The sequence below is a fragment of the Planktotalea sp. genome (assembly GCF_050633725.1).
GTDB lineage: Bacteria > Pseudomonadota > Alphaproteobacteria > Rhodobacterales > Rhodobacteraceae > Planktotalea.
Genome location: NZ_JBOEHB010000002.1, coordinates 246959 through 265186, shown reverse-complemented (window position 1 = coordinate 265186; position 18228 = coordinate 246959). Strand labels below are relative to the sequence as shown.

Annotated in this window: 18 protein-coding genes; 14 read left to right on the top strand and 4 right to left on the bottom strand. The window is 54.7% G+C overall.

Annotated elements, in window-relative coordinates; translation table 11 throughout:
* The first annotated feature begins 157 nt into the window (after window positions 1-157).
* The 8 genes from ACRBCU_RS03440 to ACRBCU_RS03405 all read left to right on the top strand — a co-directional run bounded on the left by ACRBCU_RS03440 (window position 158) and on the right by ACRBCU_RS03405 (window position 8505).
* Window positions 158-601, top strand: coding sequence for a YeeE/YedE family protein (locus ACRBCU_RS03440; protein ID WP_431363963.1), 444 nt, complete (start codon window positions 158-160; stop codon window positions 599-601).
* Window positions 602-605: 4 nt separating this feature from the next.
* The gene (locus ACRBCU_RS03435) at window positions 606-1043 is read left to right on the top strand and encodes a DUF6691 family protein (RefSeq protein WP_431363962.1); all 438 of its coding nucleotides are present in this window, start codon (window positions 606-608) and stop codon (window positions 1041-1043) included.
* A 23-nt stretch (window positions 1044-1066) separates the two neighbouring features.
* A complete protein-coding gene (locus ACRBCU_RS03430; protein ID WP_431363961.1) occupies window positions 1067-1948 on the top strand; it encodes an MBL fold metallo-hydrolase in 882 nt (293 codons plus the stop codon).
* Window positions 1949-1972: 24 nt separating this feature from the next.
* Window positions 1973-2458: a bacterioferritin gene (locus ACRBCU_RS03425; RefSeq protein ID WP_431363960.1), complete on the top strand. Its 486-nt coding sequence runs from the start codon at window positions 1973-1975 to the stop codon at window positions 2456-2458.
* Between the two features lie 82 nt (window positions 2459-2540).
* Window positions 2541-4214, top strand: a complete 1674-nt coding sequence (locus ACRBCU_RS03420; protein ID WP_431363959.1) for a TIGR01244 family sulfur transferase — start codon at window positions 2541-2543, stop codon at window positions 4212-4214.
* Window positions 4215-4268: 54 nt separating this feature from the next.
* On the top strand, window positions 4269-5978 hold the full coding sequence (locus ACRBCU_RS03415; protein WP_431363958.1) for a SulP family inorganic anion transporter: 1710 nt from the start codon (window positions 4269-4271) through the stop codon (window positions 5976-5978).
* A 96-nt stretch (window positions 5979-6074) separates the two neighbouring features.
* On the top strand, window positions 6075-7202 hold the full coding sequence (locus ACRBCU_RS03410) for an NAD(P)/FAD-dependent oxidoreductase (RefSeq protein WP_431363957.1): 1128 nt from the start codon (window positions 6075-6077) through the stop codon (window positions 7200-7202).
* A 178-nt stretch (window positions 7203-7380) separates the two neighbouring features.
* Window positions 7381-8505: a calcium-binding protein gene (locus ACRBCU_RS03405; protein WP_431363956.1), complete on the top strand. Its 1125-nt coding sequence runs from the start codon at window positions 7381-7383 to the stop codon at window positions 8503-8505.
* Window positions 8506-8583: 78 nt separating this feature from the next.
* On the opposite strand, the gene ACRBCU_RS03400 is transcribed toward ACRBCU_RS03405, so the two are convergent.
* Window positions 8584-9486, bottom strand: a complete 903-nt coding sequence (locus ACRBCU_RS03400; RefSeq protein WP_431363955.1) for a LysR family transcriptional regulator — start codon at window positions 9484-9486, stop codon at window positions 8584-8586.
* Between the two features lie 130 nt (window positions 9487-9616).
* On the opposite strand from ACRBCU_RS03400, the gene ACRBCU_RS03395 reads away from it, so the two are divergent.
* Both ACRBCU_RS03395 and ACRBCU_RS03390 read left to right on the top strand, forming a co-directional pair.
* Window positions 9617-9841: a DUF1127 domain-containing protein gene (locus ACRBCU_RS03395; RefSeq protein WP_431363954.1), complete on the top strand. Its 225-nt coding sequence runs from the start codon at window positions 9617-9619 to the stop codon at window positions 9839-9841.
* Window positions 9831-10103 (top strand): hypothetical protein, encoded by a 273-nt coding sequence (locus ACRBCU_RS03390; protein WP_431363953.1) that lies wholly within the window; start codon window positions 9831-9833, stop codon window positions 10101-10103. The genes ACRBCU_RS03395 and ACRBCU_RS03390 overlap by 11 nt, the downstream gene beginning before the upstream one ends.
* Before the next feature lie 231 nt (window positions 10104-10334).
* Here the strand turns inward: ACRBCU_RS03390 and ACRBCU_RS03385 are convergent, their stop codons facing one another.
* Together ACRBCU_RS03385 and deoC are read right to left on the bottom strand one after the other, a co-directional pair.
* Window positions 10335-12662 carry an aldehyde dehydrogenase family protein gene (locus ACRBCU_RS03385; RefSeq protein ID WP_431363952.1) on the bottom strand — a complete coding sequence of 776 codons (2328 nt, stop codon included), beginning with the start codon at window positions 12660-12662 and terminating at the stop codon, window positions 10335-10337.
* Window positions 12663-12672: 10 nt separating this feature from the next.
* Window positions 12673-13662, bottom strand: a complete 990-nt coding sequence (gene deoC / locus ACRBCU_RS03380) for a deoxyribose-phosphate aldolase (protein WP_431363951.1) — start codon at window positions 13660-13662, stop codon at window positions 12673-12675.
* A 193-nt stretch (window positions 13663-13855) separates the two neighbouring features.
* Here deoC and ACRBCU_RS03375 point away from each other — a divergent pair, with 193 nt between their 5' ends.
* Genes ACRBCU_RS03375 through ACRBCU_RS03360 form a run of 4 tightly spaced genes read left to right on the top strand, consistent with a single transcriptional unit; the run spans window position 13856 to window position 17757 of the window.
* Window positions 13856-14815, top strand: a complete 960-nt coding sequence (locus ACRBCU_RS03375) for a metal ABC transporter solute-binding protein, Zn/Mn family (RefSeq protein ID WP_431363950.1) — start codon at window positions 13856-13858, stop codon at window positions 14813-14815.
* A gap of 3 nt (window positions 14816-14818) precedes the next feature.
* A complete protein-coding gene (locus ACRBCU_RS03370; RefSeq protein ID WP_431363949.1) occupies window positions 14819-15622 on the top strand; it encodes a metal ABC transporter ATP-binding protein in 804 nt (267 codons plus the stop codon).
* A gap of 3 nt (window positions 15623-15625) precedes the next feature.
* Window positions 15626-16831, top strand: a complete 1206-nt coding sequence (locus tag ACRBCU_RS03365; protein ID WP_431363948.1) for a metal ABC transporter permease — start codon at window positions 15626-15628, stop codon at window positions 16829-16831.
* Window positions 16828-17757 carry a metal ABC transporter permease gene (locus ACRBCU_RS03360; protein ID WP_431363947.1) on the top strand — a complete coding sequence of 310 codons (930 nt, stop codon included), beginning with the start codon at window positions 16828-16830 and terminating at the stop codon, window positions 17755-17757. The genes ACRBCU_RS03365 and ACRBCU_RS03360 overlap by 4 nt, the downstream gene beginning before the upstream one ends.
* Here the strand turns inward: ACRBCU_RS03360 and ACRBCU_RS03355 are convergent, their stop codons facing one another.
* Entirely contained in the window at window positions 17758-18183 is a 426-nt protein-coding gene (locus ACRBCU_RS03355) for a hypothetical protein (protein WP_431363946.1), read from the bottom strand. It abuts the gene before it with no gap.
* Window positions 18184-18228: the final 45 nt, after the last annotated feature.

Sequence of the window (18228 nt, the reverse complement as noted above, 5' to 3'; positions counted from 1 at the left end):
TAAAGCTATAGCTGAAAGAACTGCATAGGCATTTTCGCAAGTTTCCGAGAAAACATGAGCCATCACTGTTAATTTTCCAGTTTCAGGCACGTTCGATTTTCCAAAGTGACATTGTCACTGAAGCCAAGCGAACGCATCTCTACAACACACCCAAGTTTTGGAGAGAATCATGGAAACCACCTTTACACCCTACGCCTCCCTCGGGGGCGGCGTTTTGATTGGCCTCGCATCAGTGATGCTGATGGCCACCCTTGGTCGCATCTTTGGCGCGACCGGCATTATGGCGGGGCTTTTACAGCCGTCTAGCTCGTCTGACTTCTCATGGCGCGCATTGCTCTTTCTCGGCATGATCTCAGGTCCGCTTGCAGTCATGGCAATCACGGGCGAGATGCCTGAGGTTCAGGTGCCGATCTCAACCACGATGCTCGTCATCGGTGGTTTCATCGTTGGCCTTGGCGTCACCTTTGGCTCTGGTTGCACATCCGGACACGGTGTTTGCGGCATGGCGCGCCTATCCCCGCGTTCCATCGCGGCCACCATCACCTTTATGATTTTTACTGGCCTCACCGTCTATGTGATGCGCCACGTGATCGGAGCCTGATCCCATGAAAATGATCCTCACTTACATCATCGGCCTGATCTTCGGCATCGGCATTTCCATTTCTGGCATGGCAAACCCCGCCAAAGTCATCAACTTTTTCGACATTGCCGGCACATGGGATCCAAGCCTGATCTTCGTCATGGGCGGCGCAGTTGTCGTGGCTTTCATCGGCTATCGTTTCGTGCTGAAACGCCCTGCCCCGATGTTTGACAAACACTTCTTCCTACCGTCCCGCAAAGATTTGGACATGCAGCTTATCGGAGGCTCTGCGGTCTTCGGTATCGGCTGGGGCATTGCAGGGTTCTGCCCAGGCGGCGCGCTGCCAGCCCTCGGCACAGGCCGCGTTGAAGTCTTCATCTTCGTGGCTGCCCTGCTCGCAGGCATCTTTGCTGCGAAATTCATTCAATCCGCGATGAGCAAACGCTCAAGCGCGCAAGCCTAATCCATCGTATACAGGAGCCTATTATGACATATCCCGTTGATATTTCAGTTAAACCCGACGTCTCCCCACATTTTGACGAGGCGACGAACACGATCACTTACATTGTGACCGATCCTGAGACACAGCACTGCGCTATCATCGATAGCGTCATGGACATCGACTATGCCGCTGGCCGCATCACTTATAATGCCGCAGACAAGCTGATCAAAGAAATCCAAGATCGCGGCCTCACGCTCGATTGGATTATCGAAACCCATGTGCACGCAGACCACCTGAGCGCCGCGCCTTATATCCAGTCCAAGCTGGGTGGCAAAATCGGCGTTGGCGAAAAGATCATGGTTGTTCAGGACACCTTCGGCAAAGTCTTCAATGAAGGCACCGAATTCCAGCGCGACGGCTCGCAATTCGACGCGCTCTTCAAGGACGGCGACACCTACAAGATCGGCAACATGGACGCCTTTGCGATGTACACGCCAGGTCACACGCCTGCTTGCATGGTGCATGTTGTTGGCGATGCGGCCTTTGCTGGCGATACGCTCTTCATGCCCGATGGCGGCTCTGCGCGCTGTGACTTCCCGGGTGGCTCTGCGGATGATCTTTATGACTCCATCCAGAAGGTTCTCTCCTTGCCAGACGAAACACGCCTGTTCATGTGCCACGACTACGGCCCAAATGGCCGCGCAATCGAGTGGGAAACCACTGTGGCCGAGCAGAAAGCAGACAACATCCACGTTGGCGCAGGCAAAACACGCGAGGACTTCGTCAAGTTCCGCACAGAGCGCGACGCGCAGCTCGATATGCCCAAGCTGATCATCCCATCGCTGCAGGTGAACATGCGCGCGGGTGAAGTGCCGACGGATGACGACGGCAACCCAATGCTCAAAGTGCCAGTTAACGCGATCTAATCGACCGCAGAAAGGACGCTCACAATGTCCAATTCGAAAACTCTATCGAACCTCAACAAAGCGCTGCAGATGGAAATGACTGCGGCGCACCAATACCAGTTGCATGCACATGTCCTGGATGATTGGGGGCTAGATAAACTGGCCACCAAAATGCGTGAAGAGCAAACCGAAGAAATCGGTCACTCCGATCTCTTCATCGCGCGCATTCTGTTTCTCAAGGGTAATCCCGAAATCGCCTTTGCCAACACGCCAAAACGCGCAGGCACTCTGAAAGCGATGTTCGAATCCGATCTCGCTGACGAGAAAGATGCACTGCAATTCTATGTGCAATCAGCCAAAGAAGCAGACGCCGAAGGTGATCTGGGTTCGCGTCAGTTGTTCGAGCAAATCGCGCTGGATGAAGAAGGCCACAAAGCATGGCTCGAACTTCAACTCGATCTGATCGAACGCATTGGTGAGCCGGCTTATAGCGCCAAGCTCGTTTCCCTTGGCTTAGGCGAAGCAGAATAAACAACCCACATAACTATTGGGCAAGGTAAATTCCTTGCCCAATGCCAAAAGGCCAAATGAGAGCCTTTGTTTGGAGAATTTCATGGATATCAAAACCCTCACCGCAGGCGTTTCAGTCGCCGAACAAATCACCGCCTCTGATCTGCAAAAGATCAAAGACGCAGGTTTTCGCGCGATCATTTGTAACCGCCCCGATGGTGAAGGCGCAGATCAACCCACCTTTGACGAAATCGCGCAAGAGGCCGAAAAGCTCGGCCTTGAAACGGCCTATCAGCCGATTGTGGCTGGTAAGGTTTCTGATACGGATGCAGCGGACTTCGATGCAGCTGTCTCCAACCTCCCTGGTCCAGTGCTCGCTTATTGCCGCACAGGCACGCGCTCAACGACGCTTTGGTCCCTGTCCCAAGCGGGCAGCAAAAGCGTCGCTGACATCCTCGCCGCAACCAAGGCGGCGGGCTATGACATGGGCGGCGTTGTGCGCCGTATCGTCAATGGCGGTAAGACCCCCACGGATACAGGCGATGCCAGCTTTGACGTTGTGATCGTCGGTGCAGGCGCGGGCGGCATTTCCGCTGCTGCCAGCCTGCGTGCGCGTAAGCCTGACCTCAACATCGCTGTGATCGATCCCGCCGATATCCACTATTACCAACCCGGTTGGACCATGGTCGGCGGCGGCATCTTTGAAGCCCAGCAAACCGCGCGCACTATGGGTTCTTTGATCCCCAGCGGCGTGCATTGGATCAAATCCGCCGTCGCTGCGTTCGAGCCTGAAAACAACGCTGTCATCCTCGATGGCTGCCGCGTCGTGAAATATGACCGCCTGATCGTTTGCCCCGGTATCAAACTCGACTGGCACAAGATCGAAGGCCTCGTCGAGACCCTTGGCCACAATGGCGTGACCTCGAATTATCGCTATGACCTCGCGCCCTACACGTGGAAGCTGGTCGATGAAATGATCGAAGGCCGCGCGATCTTTACCCAGCCGCCGATGCCGATCAAATGCGCAGGAGCGCCGCAAAAGGCGATGTATCTCTCTGGAGACGCATGGCACCGCCGCGGTGTTCTGAAGAACGTTGATATCCAGTTCAACAATGCGGGCGGTGTGCTCTTTGGTGTCAAAGACTACGTTCCTGCGCTGATGGAATACGTCAAGAAATACGACGCCAACCTCAACTTCTTCCACAACCTTGTCGCTGTGGATGGCCCCGCGAAAAAAGCGTGGTTCGATGTCTCCAAGCCTGACACGCCAGTAGAGCGCGTCGAGATGGAGTTCGACATGATGCACGTCTGCCCACCGCAGGTCGCGCCTGACTTCATCCGTGTCTCGCCGCTGGCCGATGCTGCTGGCTGGGTCGATGTGGATCAATCCACGCTGCGCCACAAGACCTATGACAACGTCTGGTCGCTGGGCGACGTGATGAACGCGCCGAACGCAAAAACCGCCGCCGCTGCGCGTATTCAGGCACCGATTGTGGCCGAAAATCTTGTCGCTGACATCGACGGACATGCGCCTAGCGCGCAGTACAACGGCTATGGCTCCTGCCCGCTGACTGTTGAGCGTGGCAAAATCGTTCTAGCGGAATTTGGTTATGGCGGCACCATGCAGCCCAGCTTCCCCAAGTTCGTGATTGATGGCACCAAACCCAGCCGCGCAGCGTGGTTCTTGAAAGAGAAAATGCTGCCGCCTGTCTATTGGAAGGCCATGCTCAAGGGCCGTGAATGGATGGCCAAGCCTGAGAAGATCACCGTTTCCTAAGACCCCCCTCCCCTGCGCGCCGCGCGTAGGGGGATTACAATATCCGAGACCCCAATGCCCGATTTCAAGCGCTACCTGCCCATCCTCACGTGGGGACGGGACTATAACAAGACCGCCCTTTCTAACGATTTGATGGCGGCTGTCATTGTGACGATCATGCTGATCCCGCAATCGCTGGCCTATGCGCTTTTGGCGGGCATGCCGCCCGAGGCGGGTCTCTATGCCTCTATTGTGCCGATCATGCTTTACGCGGTGTTCGGCACCTCGCGCGCGCTGGCTGTTGGCCCCGTCGCGGTGATCTCGTTGATGACCGCAGCCGCGCTCAGCAATATCGTTGAGCAAGGAACAATGGGCTATGCCGTCGCTGCCCTCTCGCTGGCTGCGCTCTCGGGTATCATCCTGCTCGCGATGGGCCTATTGAAACTGGGTTTTGTGGCGAATTTCCTGTCCCACCCTGTGATTGCGGGCTTCATTACCGCCTCTGGCATCATCATCGCCGCGAGCCAGCTCAAGCATATTCTTGGCATTGATGCCCACGGTCACAACCTGCTCGATCTCGTCGTGTCGCTGGTCAAACACCTGCCTGAAATCAACTGGATCACCACCGTGATCGGCGTTGCTGCGACTGCTTTCCTTTTCTGGGTGCGCAAGGGTCTGAAACCCATGCTTGAGGGCTTCAAGCTGAATGCCACGCTCGTCGGCGTCGCTGTCAAAGCTGGCCCCGTCGCTGTTGTTGTTGTCACCACCCTTGCGGTTTGGCTCTTTGGTCTGTCAAATCAAGGCGTCAAGATTGTCGGCGAAGTACCACAGAGCCTGCCGCCCTTCACGCTCCCCTCTTTCTCTCCTGCCCTTATCGGTCAGCTGTTGGTCCCTGCGATCCTGATTTCGCTCATCGGCTTTGTCGAAAGCATCTCTGTCGCGCAGACCTTGGCCGCGAAAAAGCGTCAGCGCATTGACCCAGACCAAGAACTCATCGGCCTTGGTGCCGCAAATATCGGGGCTTCACTCACGGGCGGCTTCCCGGTCACCGGCGGCTTTTCACGCTCTGTCGTCAATTTCGACGCAGGCGCGGAAACGCCAGCCGCTGGAGCCTTTACTGCAATTGGCCTTGCAATCGCGGCCCTCGCGCTGACGCCGTTGATCTTCTTCTTGCCCAAAGCGACACTTGCCGCGACGATCATCGTTGCTGTTCTCAGCCTCGTGGACTTTTCTATCCTAAAACGCGCTTGGGGCTACTCCAAGGCCGATTTCGCTGCTGTGTCTGCAACGATCTTGCTAACCCTCGCGTTTGGCGTCGAGGCTGGTGTCTCTGCCGGTGTTGGGCTGTCCATCCTGCTGCACCTATACAAAACGTCCAAACCACATATTGCGGAGGTGGGTCAGGTGCCTGGCACAGAGCACTATCGCAATATTCTGCGCCACGATGTGATCACCAATCCAAGTGTAGTCTCGCTGCGGGTTGATGAAAGCCTCTATTTTGCCAATGCCCGTTACTTGGAAGACAAAATTCATGAGCGCGTCGCGGGGGATACGGAAATCCGCCATGTCATTCTGCAATGCACCGCTATTAACGAAATTGACCTATCAGCGCTGGAATCCCTCGAAATGATTAACGAGCGGTTAAAGGAGATGGATGTAAAGCTGCACCTGTCAGAGGTCAAAGGCCCGGTGATGGATCGGTTGAAGCAAGAGCATTTCTTACATGAGATGACAGGAAGCGTGTTTCTTAGCCAATTTGAAGCTGCACAGGCGCTCAAACCTTAACGAGTATTTACGCGATACGCCTTGATCAAGGCTGATCCCTGTGAGCAAGTTGGGTTTTCAGAACTTCAACTTGCAACCTAGCACAAGGGTCAGTCCATGGGGCAGCACTATGATATCGCTGTAATCGGCGCGGGGATCGCCGGTGCTTCGATCGCGGCAAGGCTTGCACAGGCGGGCAAACGTGTTGCTTTGTTCGAAATGGAAAGCCAGCCCGGCTACCATACAACGGGACGTTCCGCTGCGGTATTTGCGCCAAGCTACGGACCTGCTCCAATCCGCGCCCTGACGCGCGCATCTGAAGCCTTTTTTCGAAACCCACCCAAGGGATTTTGCGAAGCGCCGTTGTTTTCAAATCGGAAAATCATGATGCTCGCCAGAGCAGACCAAAGCGCGGCGCTGGAAAAACTGGTCGCGTCAGTTGAGTCCAGTAAAGTCAGCGTCATTTCCGAGGCAGACGCGCGCAAACGTAATCCTCTAATTCGTGCTGGATACACCCAAAATGCCATGCTCGACGAAGCGGGCCAAGACATAGATGTCGGGGCGCTTCATCAGGGCTTTTTACGCATGTTCAAAGAGGCAGGCGGCACGCTGTTCGTTAACGCAGCGGTGCGTAGTCTATCCCGTGCGGATGCTTGGTTGATCAATGCAGGCAATAGCGAAATCAAGAGCGAAGTGGTTGTGAATGCAGCTGGTGCATGGGCTGACAAACTTGGTGAAATGGCTGGCGCTGAAACGATTGGCTTGACGCCAAAACGGCGCACCGCAGTGATGATCGCTGCACCTGACATTGAAAGACTCGCACAAGCGCCAATCACGATTGATGTGGACGAGCAATTTTATCTAAAACCCGACGCAGGAAAATTGCTAATTTCGCCTGCAGATGAAACGCCGAGCGAACCTTGTGATGCCCAACCTGAAGAAATCGACGTCGCGATTGGTGTGGACCGAATAGAAACAGCCTTTGATTTGAACGTGCGCCGAATTGAAAGCAAATGGGCAGGGCTTCGCAGTTTTGTTCAGGACAAAGCGCCTGTTGCCGGATTTTCTGATGTTGTTGATGCTTTCTACTGGCTCGCAGGCCAAGGCGGCTATGGCATCCAATCCGCGCCTGCGCTGTCAGACTTTGCCGCGGCGAATATCCTTGGACGAGCCTGCCCTGATTATATTGAGAGCGAAGGATTTAGCCCTTCTGACGTAGGTGTCGCGCGACTGGCAGAGCGTTGACGGACGGAAGTCCAGAAACAATGGGTCGAAAGCGGCCAATTTGTGCCAAGTTTGGAAACAAGAAAGCGAGCAATGAGGCAGCGAATTGCCTCGTTCTTTTCTTTGACCAATTCAAGTTTGACAAAGCCTAAATTTGTTTTCAATTTCTTATGGTTAACTTTCGTTTTGGGGCATTTTTATGATTGCATTGTTGGTTATTCCGCTTCTTTTAGGTCTTCTATTGGTGGATTTCGGCGGTGGCGATGACGACGAACAAGAGACTGACGACGTCCCAGAAGAGGCAAGTGACGACGCTGAAGATTTGACCACTTCTCCTACAACCAACGTCATTTCAGGCACGTCTGGCGACGACATAATCGACGCCCAAGGAGGAAATGATACAGTTTACGCATTAGGTGGAAACGACATTGTTCTTGGCGAAAACGGAGATGATCACCTCTTTGGCGGCGCTGGCGATGACGGGTTGTTTGGGGAAACGGGCGACGATGTCTTGAATGGCGAAGACGGCAATGACCTATTGGATGGTGGTGAAGGTTCAGACACTCTCCTCGGTGAACGTGGCGTTGATTACATCTTTGGTCGCAGCGAGGCTGACCTTCTCGAAGGTGGCGATGGTGGAGACGTTCTTGATGGGGGCGATCACGATGACACCCTATTGGGCGGAGAGGGCATCGATGTCTTGCTGGGTGGTGCGGGCGATGATTCCGCCAACGGTGGCGCAGGCGACGATATCCTTACTGGCGGCGAAGGCGCAGACAGCCTGCACGGAGGCGATGGCGTAGATGCATTGTTCGGCGGTTCGTCCGATTTGCTTGGGCTCGGTTTTGGCACCGCAAATGTCACGGGCGAGGTCGTTAACGCCATTCGAATTACCAACGAAACAAACCCTAGTATTATCCTGAATGGAACCGCAGAAGAAATCCTTGCTCAGCCAGCATTCGACTCTGTCGACCCTGCGATCCTGTCCGAAGTTGTCGTTGATCAGCACGCGGACACCCTCGACGGTGGACAAGGGGATGATTTGTTGTTTCTCGAAGCAGGCGATAGCGGAACAGGTGGCGGCGGCGCTGATCTATTCCTGTTGGACGCGTCACAAGACGGCGATTTTGCAATCATTGAGGACTACGAGCCAGGAAGCGACCAGATTACTGTAGTGTATGATGGGAGTGGCCCGGCACCATTAGTCACTGTTCACGCAGGTGCATTTAGAACTGAGATTCTGCTGGATGGCGAGATTGCCGCAATCGCGCGCAATACAACGGGGCAGATAGAGGCCTCAGATATCAATATCGTTGGCGTTTAACGCGCTTTTCTTTAGCTGACAGCGCTGAGCTTGACCCGCTAGCGGCTCTTCGAAGCGATGGCGCTTTTAAAAAACCTGTCACATGGGTCGAGCAGCATTGCTAAATTGCGCGACCAAGAAGTCTACAAAAACACGTATTTTCGGCGCGAGGTTGCGACGTTCGGCAAACATTACAGCGATACTCGTACTAGGCGGCGCATAATTCGGAATGACATGGACAAGCTCGCCAGACTCAAACTTCCGATCAGTCATATAGCGAGGCAACCGCGCGATCCCGATACCCGCCAGCGCCGCCCGAAAAACCACATCGGTGCTATTGCCTTCAAAGTTCCCTTCGATTTCAAAATTCTGAGTGAAGTTATCGTCTGTGTTGCCCCAGGCATTTCGACGGCTATTGCCCGCAATGCGCAGGCAGTTGTGATCAGCAAGCTCTTCAAAACTATTCGGCCTGCCATGGCGTTCTAGGTACTCAGGGGATGCACACAATGCGCGCTGGCTTTGCATGATGCTGCGGGCAACAATATCAGGATCGCGGCGTTGTTCTGCAAATCCGATAGCCGCATCAAAACCCTCGCCTTGCAGATCAACGTCCCGATCTGTCAGGTCCAACGATACTTGGATTTCTGGGAATTCCTCCAAAAACTTAGGGAGCAACGGAATGAGCTGAGCTTTGCCAAATGCGACGCTGGAAGCGACTTTCAATTTGCCGCGTGGAACGCCGTCTAAATTCAATATATGCGCTTCTGCTTCCCTAAACTTCTCAGCCATAGCCCTGCATTTGTCGTAAAACTCCTGTCCTTCATGGGTCGGAAGGACACCCGTTCTGGTCCGGTTCAAAAGGCGATAATGCACTTGATCTTCAAGCAGGCTGATTTGCTTACTAACCGCTGAGGGTGTCTGGCCCATCTTTCGCGCAGCTGCAGAGATGCTTCCTTGTTCAACGACATTTGCGAAGATTAACATCTGCGATGACATATCCATGGTCAAAACCTTGCTGTTCCAAATTGGCACGGGGCCTATGCCAAATTGCTCAATTGTGAGCGCTACCGTTTAATCGTACTTCTGCATTGCAGCATAAATTCTGCAATGCAGCAAGACACGAGGTACTAACATGGTTTCTACACGACTAAACAGTGTGCTCGACGTCGCTTTTGATGCGAGCCGCACATTTGTTCATCACACGTTGGATGAACTCCGCAAGGCGCGTGCGCGTCGGAAACTGTTTCGCCAAACCTACTCTGAACTCGCAGGTCTCAGCGATCGCGACCTAAGAGATTTGGGCCTGCACCGCGCGTCTCTGAAACGAATTGCTATGGAGGCTGCAAATGACTGCTAGCTCACACGCCGATCCGATTGGGATAAACCAACCCGCTCTTGCAACTGATACGCCCACTCGGTTTTTAGATGGGTTCCCGAGCAAGGCTCTGACTTTTGCAAAGCGGTTTAAGGCTTCGGCAGCAAAGTTCGTTCACAACCTTCAAGTTGCACGAATGTTGTCCACGCTTTCAACCATGAGCGATCAAGAACTAACGCATATCGGCATCACACGCGAAGGCATCCCGGAATACGCAAAGCGCCTCATGGCGAAAGGCGAATAGAACAAAACAATATGTGAACTGAAAGCGAAGCCTCGCTTTAGTGCATACAGAAAATGTTGGATCTTTCTCCTCCCAGAGTCTTCCAACATAAGCAGCGGCGTTAATTTCAACAGGGACCGCCAATGCAAGAGACCAGCATCCCCTCCTCCTCCCGGGGTGCTGGTCTTTACTATTTTCAGCGTTAACTCATGTTTTTAAAACGCGAAGCATCACCATTGCTCGCTTAGTTGTTCACTCGCCGTAAGGCACCCAGATCGTCTTTGTTTCGCACGCAGCACTCAAATAGTTGCGCGGTTTAAGATCAGACAACTGAGCGTTATTCACCCAAGTTCGTTTGAGATTTCCAGTTGATTTCGCTTCGATAACTTTTGAAACATCCGACGAGGAAAAGCTCCAAAGCGCGTCAAGATCATTGTGCGCGGCAAGGTGCGGTGCGAGGTCCGTATGGCTTCCCGTGAGGATGTTAACCACACCAGCGGGGACGTCGGAGGTTTCCAGAATTTGGATAAAATCTGTCGCAGCCAATGGGAAAGGCTCGCTCGCGACCAGCACGCAGCGGTTGCCCAGCGCCATGCTCGCACCCATCGCGTGAGTAAGGCCCAGCAAAGGCGATTCATCTGCGCAGAGCGCGCCAATAGTGCCGACAGGTTCATTCATCGCCAAGGCAATGCCGCGGATCGGAACACCGCGCGCGGAGCCGTCCCATTTGTCGGCCCAAGCCGCATAGGTGAAGAGCGCGTTGAGCGCGCCGTCGACCTCGGCCTTGCCGTTACGCTTACCTGTCATTGCGTTGATGCGGGCGGCGAATTCGTCCGCGCGGGCTGAAAGGTTTTCGGCCATGTAATAAAGGATCTGCGCGCGCAAATGACCTGTGGTTTTGGACCAGCCTTTCGCGCCCTGCGCCGCCTCTACAGCGTTGCGGATATCCTTGCGATTGGCGAGCGAGATATCACCGAGTTTCGCGCCTTGCCTTGAATAGATACCTTTTGAGTAACCGCCATCAGGGCGCGCCTGCTTGCCACCGATATAGAGCTTGGCAGTGCGATCAATTGGGTCTGTGTTTGCGTCGCTGCCAGTGAAGGCCTCGATCTTGGCCAGCGCTTTGCGTTTCGCTTTGGGCTTGGTGTAGGCGGCAAGGCCCTCCCAGCCACCTTCGCGCCCAAAGCCGCTTTCACGCACGCCGCCAAAGGGCGCGGAGGCGTCAAAGAGGTTCGTCGCGTTCACCCAAACGACGCCGGCGACCAGTTGCGGTGCGATATCGAGGGCGAGGTTGACGTTCTCCGTCCAGAGCGTCGCCGCTAAACCGTAGCGCGTGTTGTTGGCAAGCTGCACAGCCTCGGCAGGGGTGCGGAAGGTCATAGCACAAAGGACGGGGCCAAAGATTTCTTCCTGCATCAGCTTCGCAGAAGGGGAGAGGCCCGTGATCAAAGTAGGCGGGTAGAAACAGCCACCCTCGGGCATGTCGCAGGTGGCTTGGTGCATCTGACCTTCGGTATTCTCGCCGACCAACTTAGTGATCTCGGCAAGCTGCACAGGATCAACAATGGCACCAACATCGATGCATTTATCCTGCGGGTTGCCCATGCGCAGACCGTCCATACGTGCGCGCAATTTGGTGTAGAACCGCTCTGCGATGCTTTCCTGAACCAAGAGGCGAGAGCCAGCGCAGCACACTTGGCCCTGATTGAACCAAATCGCATCGACCAGCCCTTCTACAGCGCTATCGAGATCAGCGTCATCAAAGACGATGTAGGGGGATTTGCCGCCCAATTCCAAAGTCAACGCTTTGCCCGATCCAGCGGTCGCTTCGCGGATGCGACGCCCAACCGAGGTCGAGCCAGTGAAGGCGATCTTGTCCACGTCGGAATTGACGATCATTTCACCAACAGTACCGTCGCCAGTGACAATGTTCACGACGCCCTTTGGCAGGCCAGCCTGACGGCAAATGTCAGCAAACAAAAGCGCGGTGAGGGATGTGTATTCAGCGGGCTTCAGGACAACCGTGTTACCCATCGCAAGCGCGGGCGCGACTTTCCAGGACAGCATGAGAAGCGGGAAATTCCACGGGATGATTTGACCGCATACGCCCAGCGCCTCGCGATCGGGCATCTCGTCGTCCATCAACTGCGCCAAGCCAGCGTGATAGTAGAAATAGCGCTGCACCTGCGGGATATCGATGTCGCGGCTCTCGCGGATCGGTTTGCCGTTGTCGAGCGTTTCCAGAACCGCGAACAGGCGTGAGTGTTTCTGGATCAAGCGCGCAATCGCATAGAGGTAGCGCGCACGGCCAGCGCCGCCGAGCTTGGCCCATTTTCCCTGCGCTTTGCGCGCCGCTGTAACAGCCGCATCGACGTCCGCTTGCGTGGCTTGGGACAGGTTCGCCAGCACCTCACCAGTCGCGGGATTCTTGCTTTGGAAATCATCGGTGGGCGTGGTGAAAGCACCATCGATGAAGTGGCCGAATTCGTCGCCTTGATCGACCAGCCATGCCAGCGCGTCGCTCGCATCCTCAGGGGCGGGGCCGTAGTCCATTTTGTCCAAACGCTCGGAAATTGTCATGGTGTTCTCCTTACGCCAGCGCGTGACGATAGCTGGCGGAATATGCGCCTGTAACGTGGTGTTCTAACTGGCGTTCGATGTCGTTGAGCAAGGACGATGCGCCAAAGCGGAAAAGGTCGGGTTGCAGCCAGCGATCACCAAGCTCGTCCTTCATTAGCGCGAGATAGACCAGTGCGTCCTTGGCTTTTGAGATACCGCCAGCAGGCTTGTAGCCGACGCGGAAACCTGTTCGCTCGTAATAATCGCGGATCGCGCGGATCATGACCAAGCTAACGGGAAGCGTCGCATTGACACTCTCTTTACCTGTCGAGGTCTTGATGAAATCAGCACCCGCCATCATGCATATCAGCGAAGCCCGCGCGACGTTGCGCAATGTGCCAAGCTCGCCCGTGGCAAGGATCGCTTTGACATGCGCATCACCGCAAGCAGCACGGAAGGCGCGCATTTCATCATAGAGCGCTTGCCAATCGCCAGACAGGACGTGGCGGCGGGAAATAACGATGTCGATCTCGGCAGCGCCTGCTTTCACGCTTTCTTCGATCTCGGCGATACGCAGATGGAAGGGGGAGAGACCCGCAGGAAAGCCCGTAGACACAGCGGCGACAGGAATGCCCGAACCAGCGAGCGCTTCGACGGCGGTTTCGACCATATCATGGTAAACGCAGATTGCGCCTGTGTGCAGGCCTTCGATGCCCAGCTGTTCCGCAATATCAGCGCGCAAAGGGGTCCGCGCCTTAGCGCAGAGACGGCGCACGCGCTCGGCGGTGTCATCACCTGATAGCGTGGTCAGGTCGATGCACTGGATCGCGCGCAAGAGCCATGCAGCTTGGTATTCCTTCTTAACGCTCCGCCGACCGGGCAGCGTTTTCGCGCGCCGTTCAATCGCTGAGGTATTGGCCTGAACCGAGCGCACCCAGCTTAGATCAAGCTCCATCCCCGGATTTCGAGGTTCCACCGTCTGGGGCAGATGCGGTGTTTTTTGATCAGTTAGCACAGACATAAGGCTCTCCAGCCAAGGGGCATTGTTCGCCAATCTGTCCCATGTGATGGGGTCCTTGGCAAGCGATCGGACCGAATTGCTGTCTATTTTTTGACCATTTGATCAGGAAATGGCGACTGAGTTGCGAATAATTCGCAATTGCATTGACTTTTTGCGAATGACTCTCATATTCAAACTAACATTTGGAGATTCCATGACCTTTGACCGTCGCAAATTTCTTGTAGCAACTGTGGCCAGCGCACTCGCGCCGCAATTTGCATCGGCATCAGACAAACTCAACATTGTTGCGACGACAGGCATGATTGCTGACACTGCCCGGCAGATCGGCGGCAATCACGTTGAGGTCCAAGCATTGATGGGCCCAGGCGTCGATCCGCATGCTTATCGTCAAACCCGTAGTGATATCGCAGCAATGACGCGCACGGATTTGGTGCTTTGGCACGGGCTCTATTTAGAAGCCCAAATGGAAGAATTCTTGGTAAAACTTGGCCGTCGCCGTGCTTCTATCCCCGTTGCTGAGGCTATGCCTCGCGAGAGCTTAATTTCACACGCGGACTACGACGGTCGCTTTGATCCTCATGTTTGGATGGTGCCAAACCTTTGGCGCGAGGTGGCGCATTCTATCGCCAAAGCAATGAGCGATGCGCGCCCCGCATTGGCTAAGACGTTCACAGCAAACCTCGCTCGATTTGAAGCCGAGCTTGATGCACTTCAAGCCTATGGTGAGACGACGCTCGCAACCGTACCCGAAGCCGCGCGGGTATTGCTAACAGCGCATGACGCATTTGGTTATTTCGGGCGCGAATTCGGTTACGAAGTGATCGGTATTCAAGGAATTTCTACGGAAAGCGAAGCTGGCCTCAATCGCATTTCTTCGCTGGTTGATATGCTGGTAGAGCGCAAAATCGCTGCGGCTTTTGTGGAAAGTTCGGTCTCTGATCGCAACATCCGTGCGCTAATTGAAGGTGCCGCCGCACAGAATCATACCGTCGCGATTGGTGGCGAATTGTTCTCCGACGCGATGGGCGAAGATGGCACTTATGAAGCAAGCTACATCGGCATGATTGACCATAACATCACAACGATTGCGCGCGCTCTTGGTGGCAAAACGCCTGAGCGTGGCTTGAACGGCAATCTCGCGGTAGGGAGCTAAGCAATGACACCGATTGAACTGGCGACATCGAATGGAACACTGTTGATTGAGGACAGCGCTGAAGCAGCGCTCGCGATCCGTGGCATGACGGTAAGCTACGGTCAAAAGCCTGCGGTATTCTCTGTTGATATGACAGTTCCTTCTGGCTCCATGACCGCAATTATTGGTCCAAACGGTGCAGGAAAATCTACGCTACTAAAGGCAGCACTAGGTGTAATCAAACCCCTTGCAGGCTCGGCACAGGTTTTTGGACAACCTGTTGAAGACGCCCGCGCACGAATTGCTTATGTCCCGCAGCGCGCGAGCGTTGATTGGGACTTTCCGACGCGTGTTCTGGACGTGGTATTGATGGGCCTTTACCGCGAGCTTGGATTGCTCGGACGCCTCCGAGGCACGCATAAAGCCAAAGCAATGGAGTGCCTTACGCGCGTTGGCATGCAGGATTTCGCAAACCGCCAAATTGGTCAGCTTTCTGGTGGTCAGCAACAGCGCGTTTTCCTGGCGCGTGCGCTTGCGCAAAACGCAGATCTTTATTTGTTGGACGAGCCTTTCGCGGGCGTTGACGCAGCAACAGAAAAGGCAATCATCGACGTGCTGCAAAGCCTGCGCGAAAGCGGCAAAACCGTCGTTGCGGTGCATCACGATCTCAGCACTGTTCCCGATTATTTCAACCGCGTTTTCATCATCAACACGACCCGCGTTGCCGAAGGAACGGTTAAAGAGGCTTTCACCCCGAAAACTCTACAGGAGGCTTACGGCGGTCGTCTTGCAACGGGTCAGCTCGGCCAAGCGGCTGTGGGTGCGTAATCTATGCTTTGGGAAGCTCTGACGCTTCAGCTCGGCTATAACGCCACGCTTGTTACGCTTGGCGCGATGTTGCTTGGCATCGCTGCGGGCGTAACTGGCACTTTCTTATTCTTGCGCAAACGCGCGCTGGTGAGTGATGCCATTTCCCATGCCACCCTTCCCGGCGTTGGTGTTGCGTTTATCATTATGGTGGCGATGGGAGGCGATGGGCGTAGCTTGATCGGCTTGATGCTGGGCTCAGCCGCATCAGCGTGGATCGGGCTTTTATGCATCGGCTTTTTGACACGGCGGACCCGCCTCGCGGAAGATGCTGCCATCGGAGCGGTTTTGTCGGTTTTCTTCGGCATTGGCATCGTTCTGCTTACGTTTATCCAATCAATGAGTGAGGGACGTCAGGCTGGTCTTGAAGGGTTCTTGCTCGGCTCGACCGCTGGTATGCTTTTCTCTGATGCACTGCTCATCGCCTTAGGCGGCGCGGCTGTGCTTGGCGCGGTAGTCGCGTTTCGCAGACCCCTAAGCGCGGTCGCATTTGACCCTGAATTCGCAGCATCCAGTGGGCTAAATGTGCCGCGGCTTGATCTGATTATGATGGGCCTTGTTATGGCGATCACCGTTGTAGGGCTTAAAATTGTAGGTCTCATTCTCATTGTCGCCCTGCTTATCATTCCTCCTGTGACAGCACGGTTCTGGAGCGAAAGGGTAACAGGGGTTCTTTGGGTCGCTGGCGTGGTTGGCGGCATTGCTGGCTACATCGGCGCAGCGCTGTCGGCTATCGCGCCTGCCCTACCGACCGGCCCCGTCATTGTGTTGGTGCTATTTGCGATGTTTGTTCTGTCGCTTCTGTTCGCGCCTGCAAGGGGCGTATTGGCCGCAGTTCTGAAGCATCTTTCATTTCAAAAGCGCGTGCATGTACGGCAAGGTTTACTTGCGCTCGCGCAGGGACAACCAATTTACGAGAAACTGACGCTTCGACTTCTTCAACGCGCGGGGTTAGCGCGCGCTGACGGAGTCGCAACCTCAGACGGAAAGGCGAGCGCCGCAAAAGCGCTACGCGATGAAACCCGCTGGCAAATGGCGCGATCAAGAGAAGAGTTTGCTCTGGCGGCGACCTTTTATGACGGGCTCACCGAAATCGAGAGCGTTCTGACCAAAGATCAAATTCAAGAGCTTGATCGTCTCATTGGCGCTCCCAAGGGGGTGCCAGCGTGATGGGAGAAGAATTTGTAGCGCTGTCCTTAACGCCAATGCTTATCGGCATCCTCGCCGCTATTGCTTGCGCCTTGCCCGGAAATTTTTTGTTGCTGCGCCGACAAGCCTTGATTGGCGATGCGATCAGCCATGTTGTTTTGCCGGGTATCGTGGTTGCCTTTTTGATTACGGGGGTCGTTGCGGCCGTACCAATGATGCTTGGCGCAGCTGCTGCAGCTGTCTTTGCTGTGATCATGATAGAAGCAATCCGTCGCCTCGGCAGGATTGAGCCGGGTGCAGCAATGGGCGTCACTTTCACCGCCATGTTTGCGGGTGGTGTTTTGTTGCTGGAGCAATCTGACACCAGCACTGTGCATCTGGACGTAGAACACGCCTTGTTTGGAAACCTTGAAAGCCTGATATGGCTTGATGCAACTGGATGGGCGTCTGTCTTGGACATCGAAGCTTTGGCTTACTTGCCAGTAGAATTGCCCCGCCTTTTCGCAGTTTTGCTGGTTGTTGCAGTGTTTACGTGGATTTTCTGGCGCCCTTTGAAGCTATCAACCTTTGATGAGGGCTTCGCACAAAGCGTTGGCATTCGAACGGGGCCATTGGGGTTTGCACTGGTCATTGTCGCTGCACTGGCAGCCGTAGCAGCCTTTGATGCCGTTGGCTCGATTATCGTGATCGCCATGTTCATTTGCCCACCAGCGGCCGCGCGATTGATGACCAATTCGCTCGGCGTGCAAGTCATGTGGAGCATTCTATTTGCCACGCTTTCTGCGGTGTTTGGCTATGTCTTTGCAGGATATGGCCCGCTTTGGATCGGAGCAGACAACTCGGTTAGCGCGGCTGGCATGATTGCCGCCGTTTCAGGTATTATTCTTGCGCTAACCGCCCTGTTCGGCCCTTGCAGAACACGCAGCGGAAGTCCTGCGGAAGGTTAACTAGCGCTTCCTGATCTTTATCTCGATGCGCGCTTTGTCCACATCCACACGCCCCTCATCTAGGCGATCAAGTCCACGTACCATTAGAACGACTTCGTCTTTCTTTGGCTTGCGTTTCGGGGTGTAAACAATCTGATACCCACTCACGAGGTTGCCCGCGCATTCGCCCGAAGGCAGCACTTTGGAAACCCAGAACCACTGTACAGTGCCTTTCTTGGGCTTTTTCTTTGCGTCGATTGTAAATGACGTATCCTGACGGCAAATTCCATCAGCGCCCATCTTGGTCCAATGGAAAAATGTCTCTTGATCAAACGCACCGGATGAAATGGTACGTTTCCAGTTGTATTTAAACTCTTTCGCGTCAGCAATATTCGGCAGAGTCAGAGAAAATGCAGCGACCAATACGCTAGAAAAAAGGTGTTTCATCAAAAGGCTCCCAAGATGTTCCCAACCTAGGAGCCTCTCTTGTCT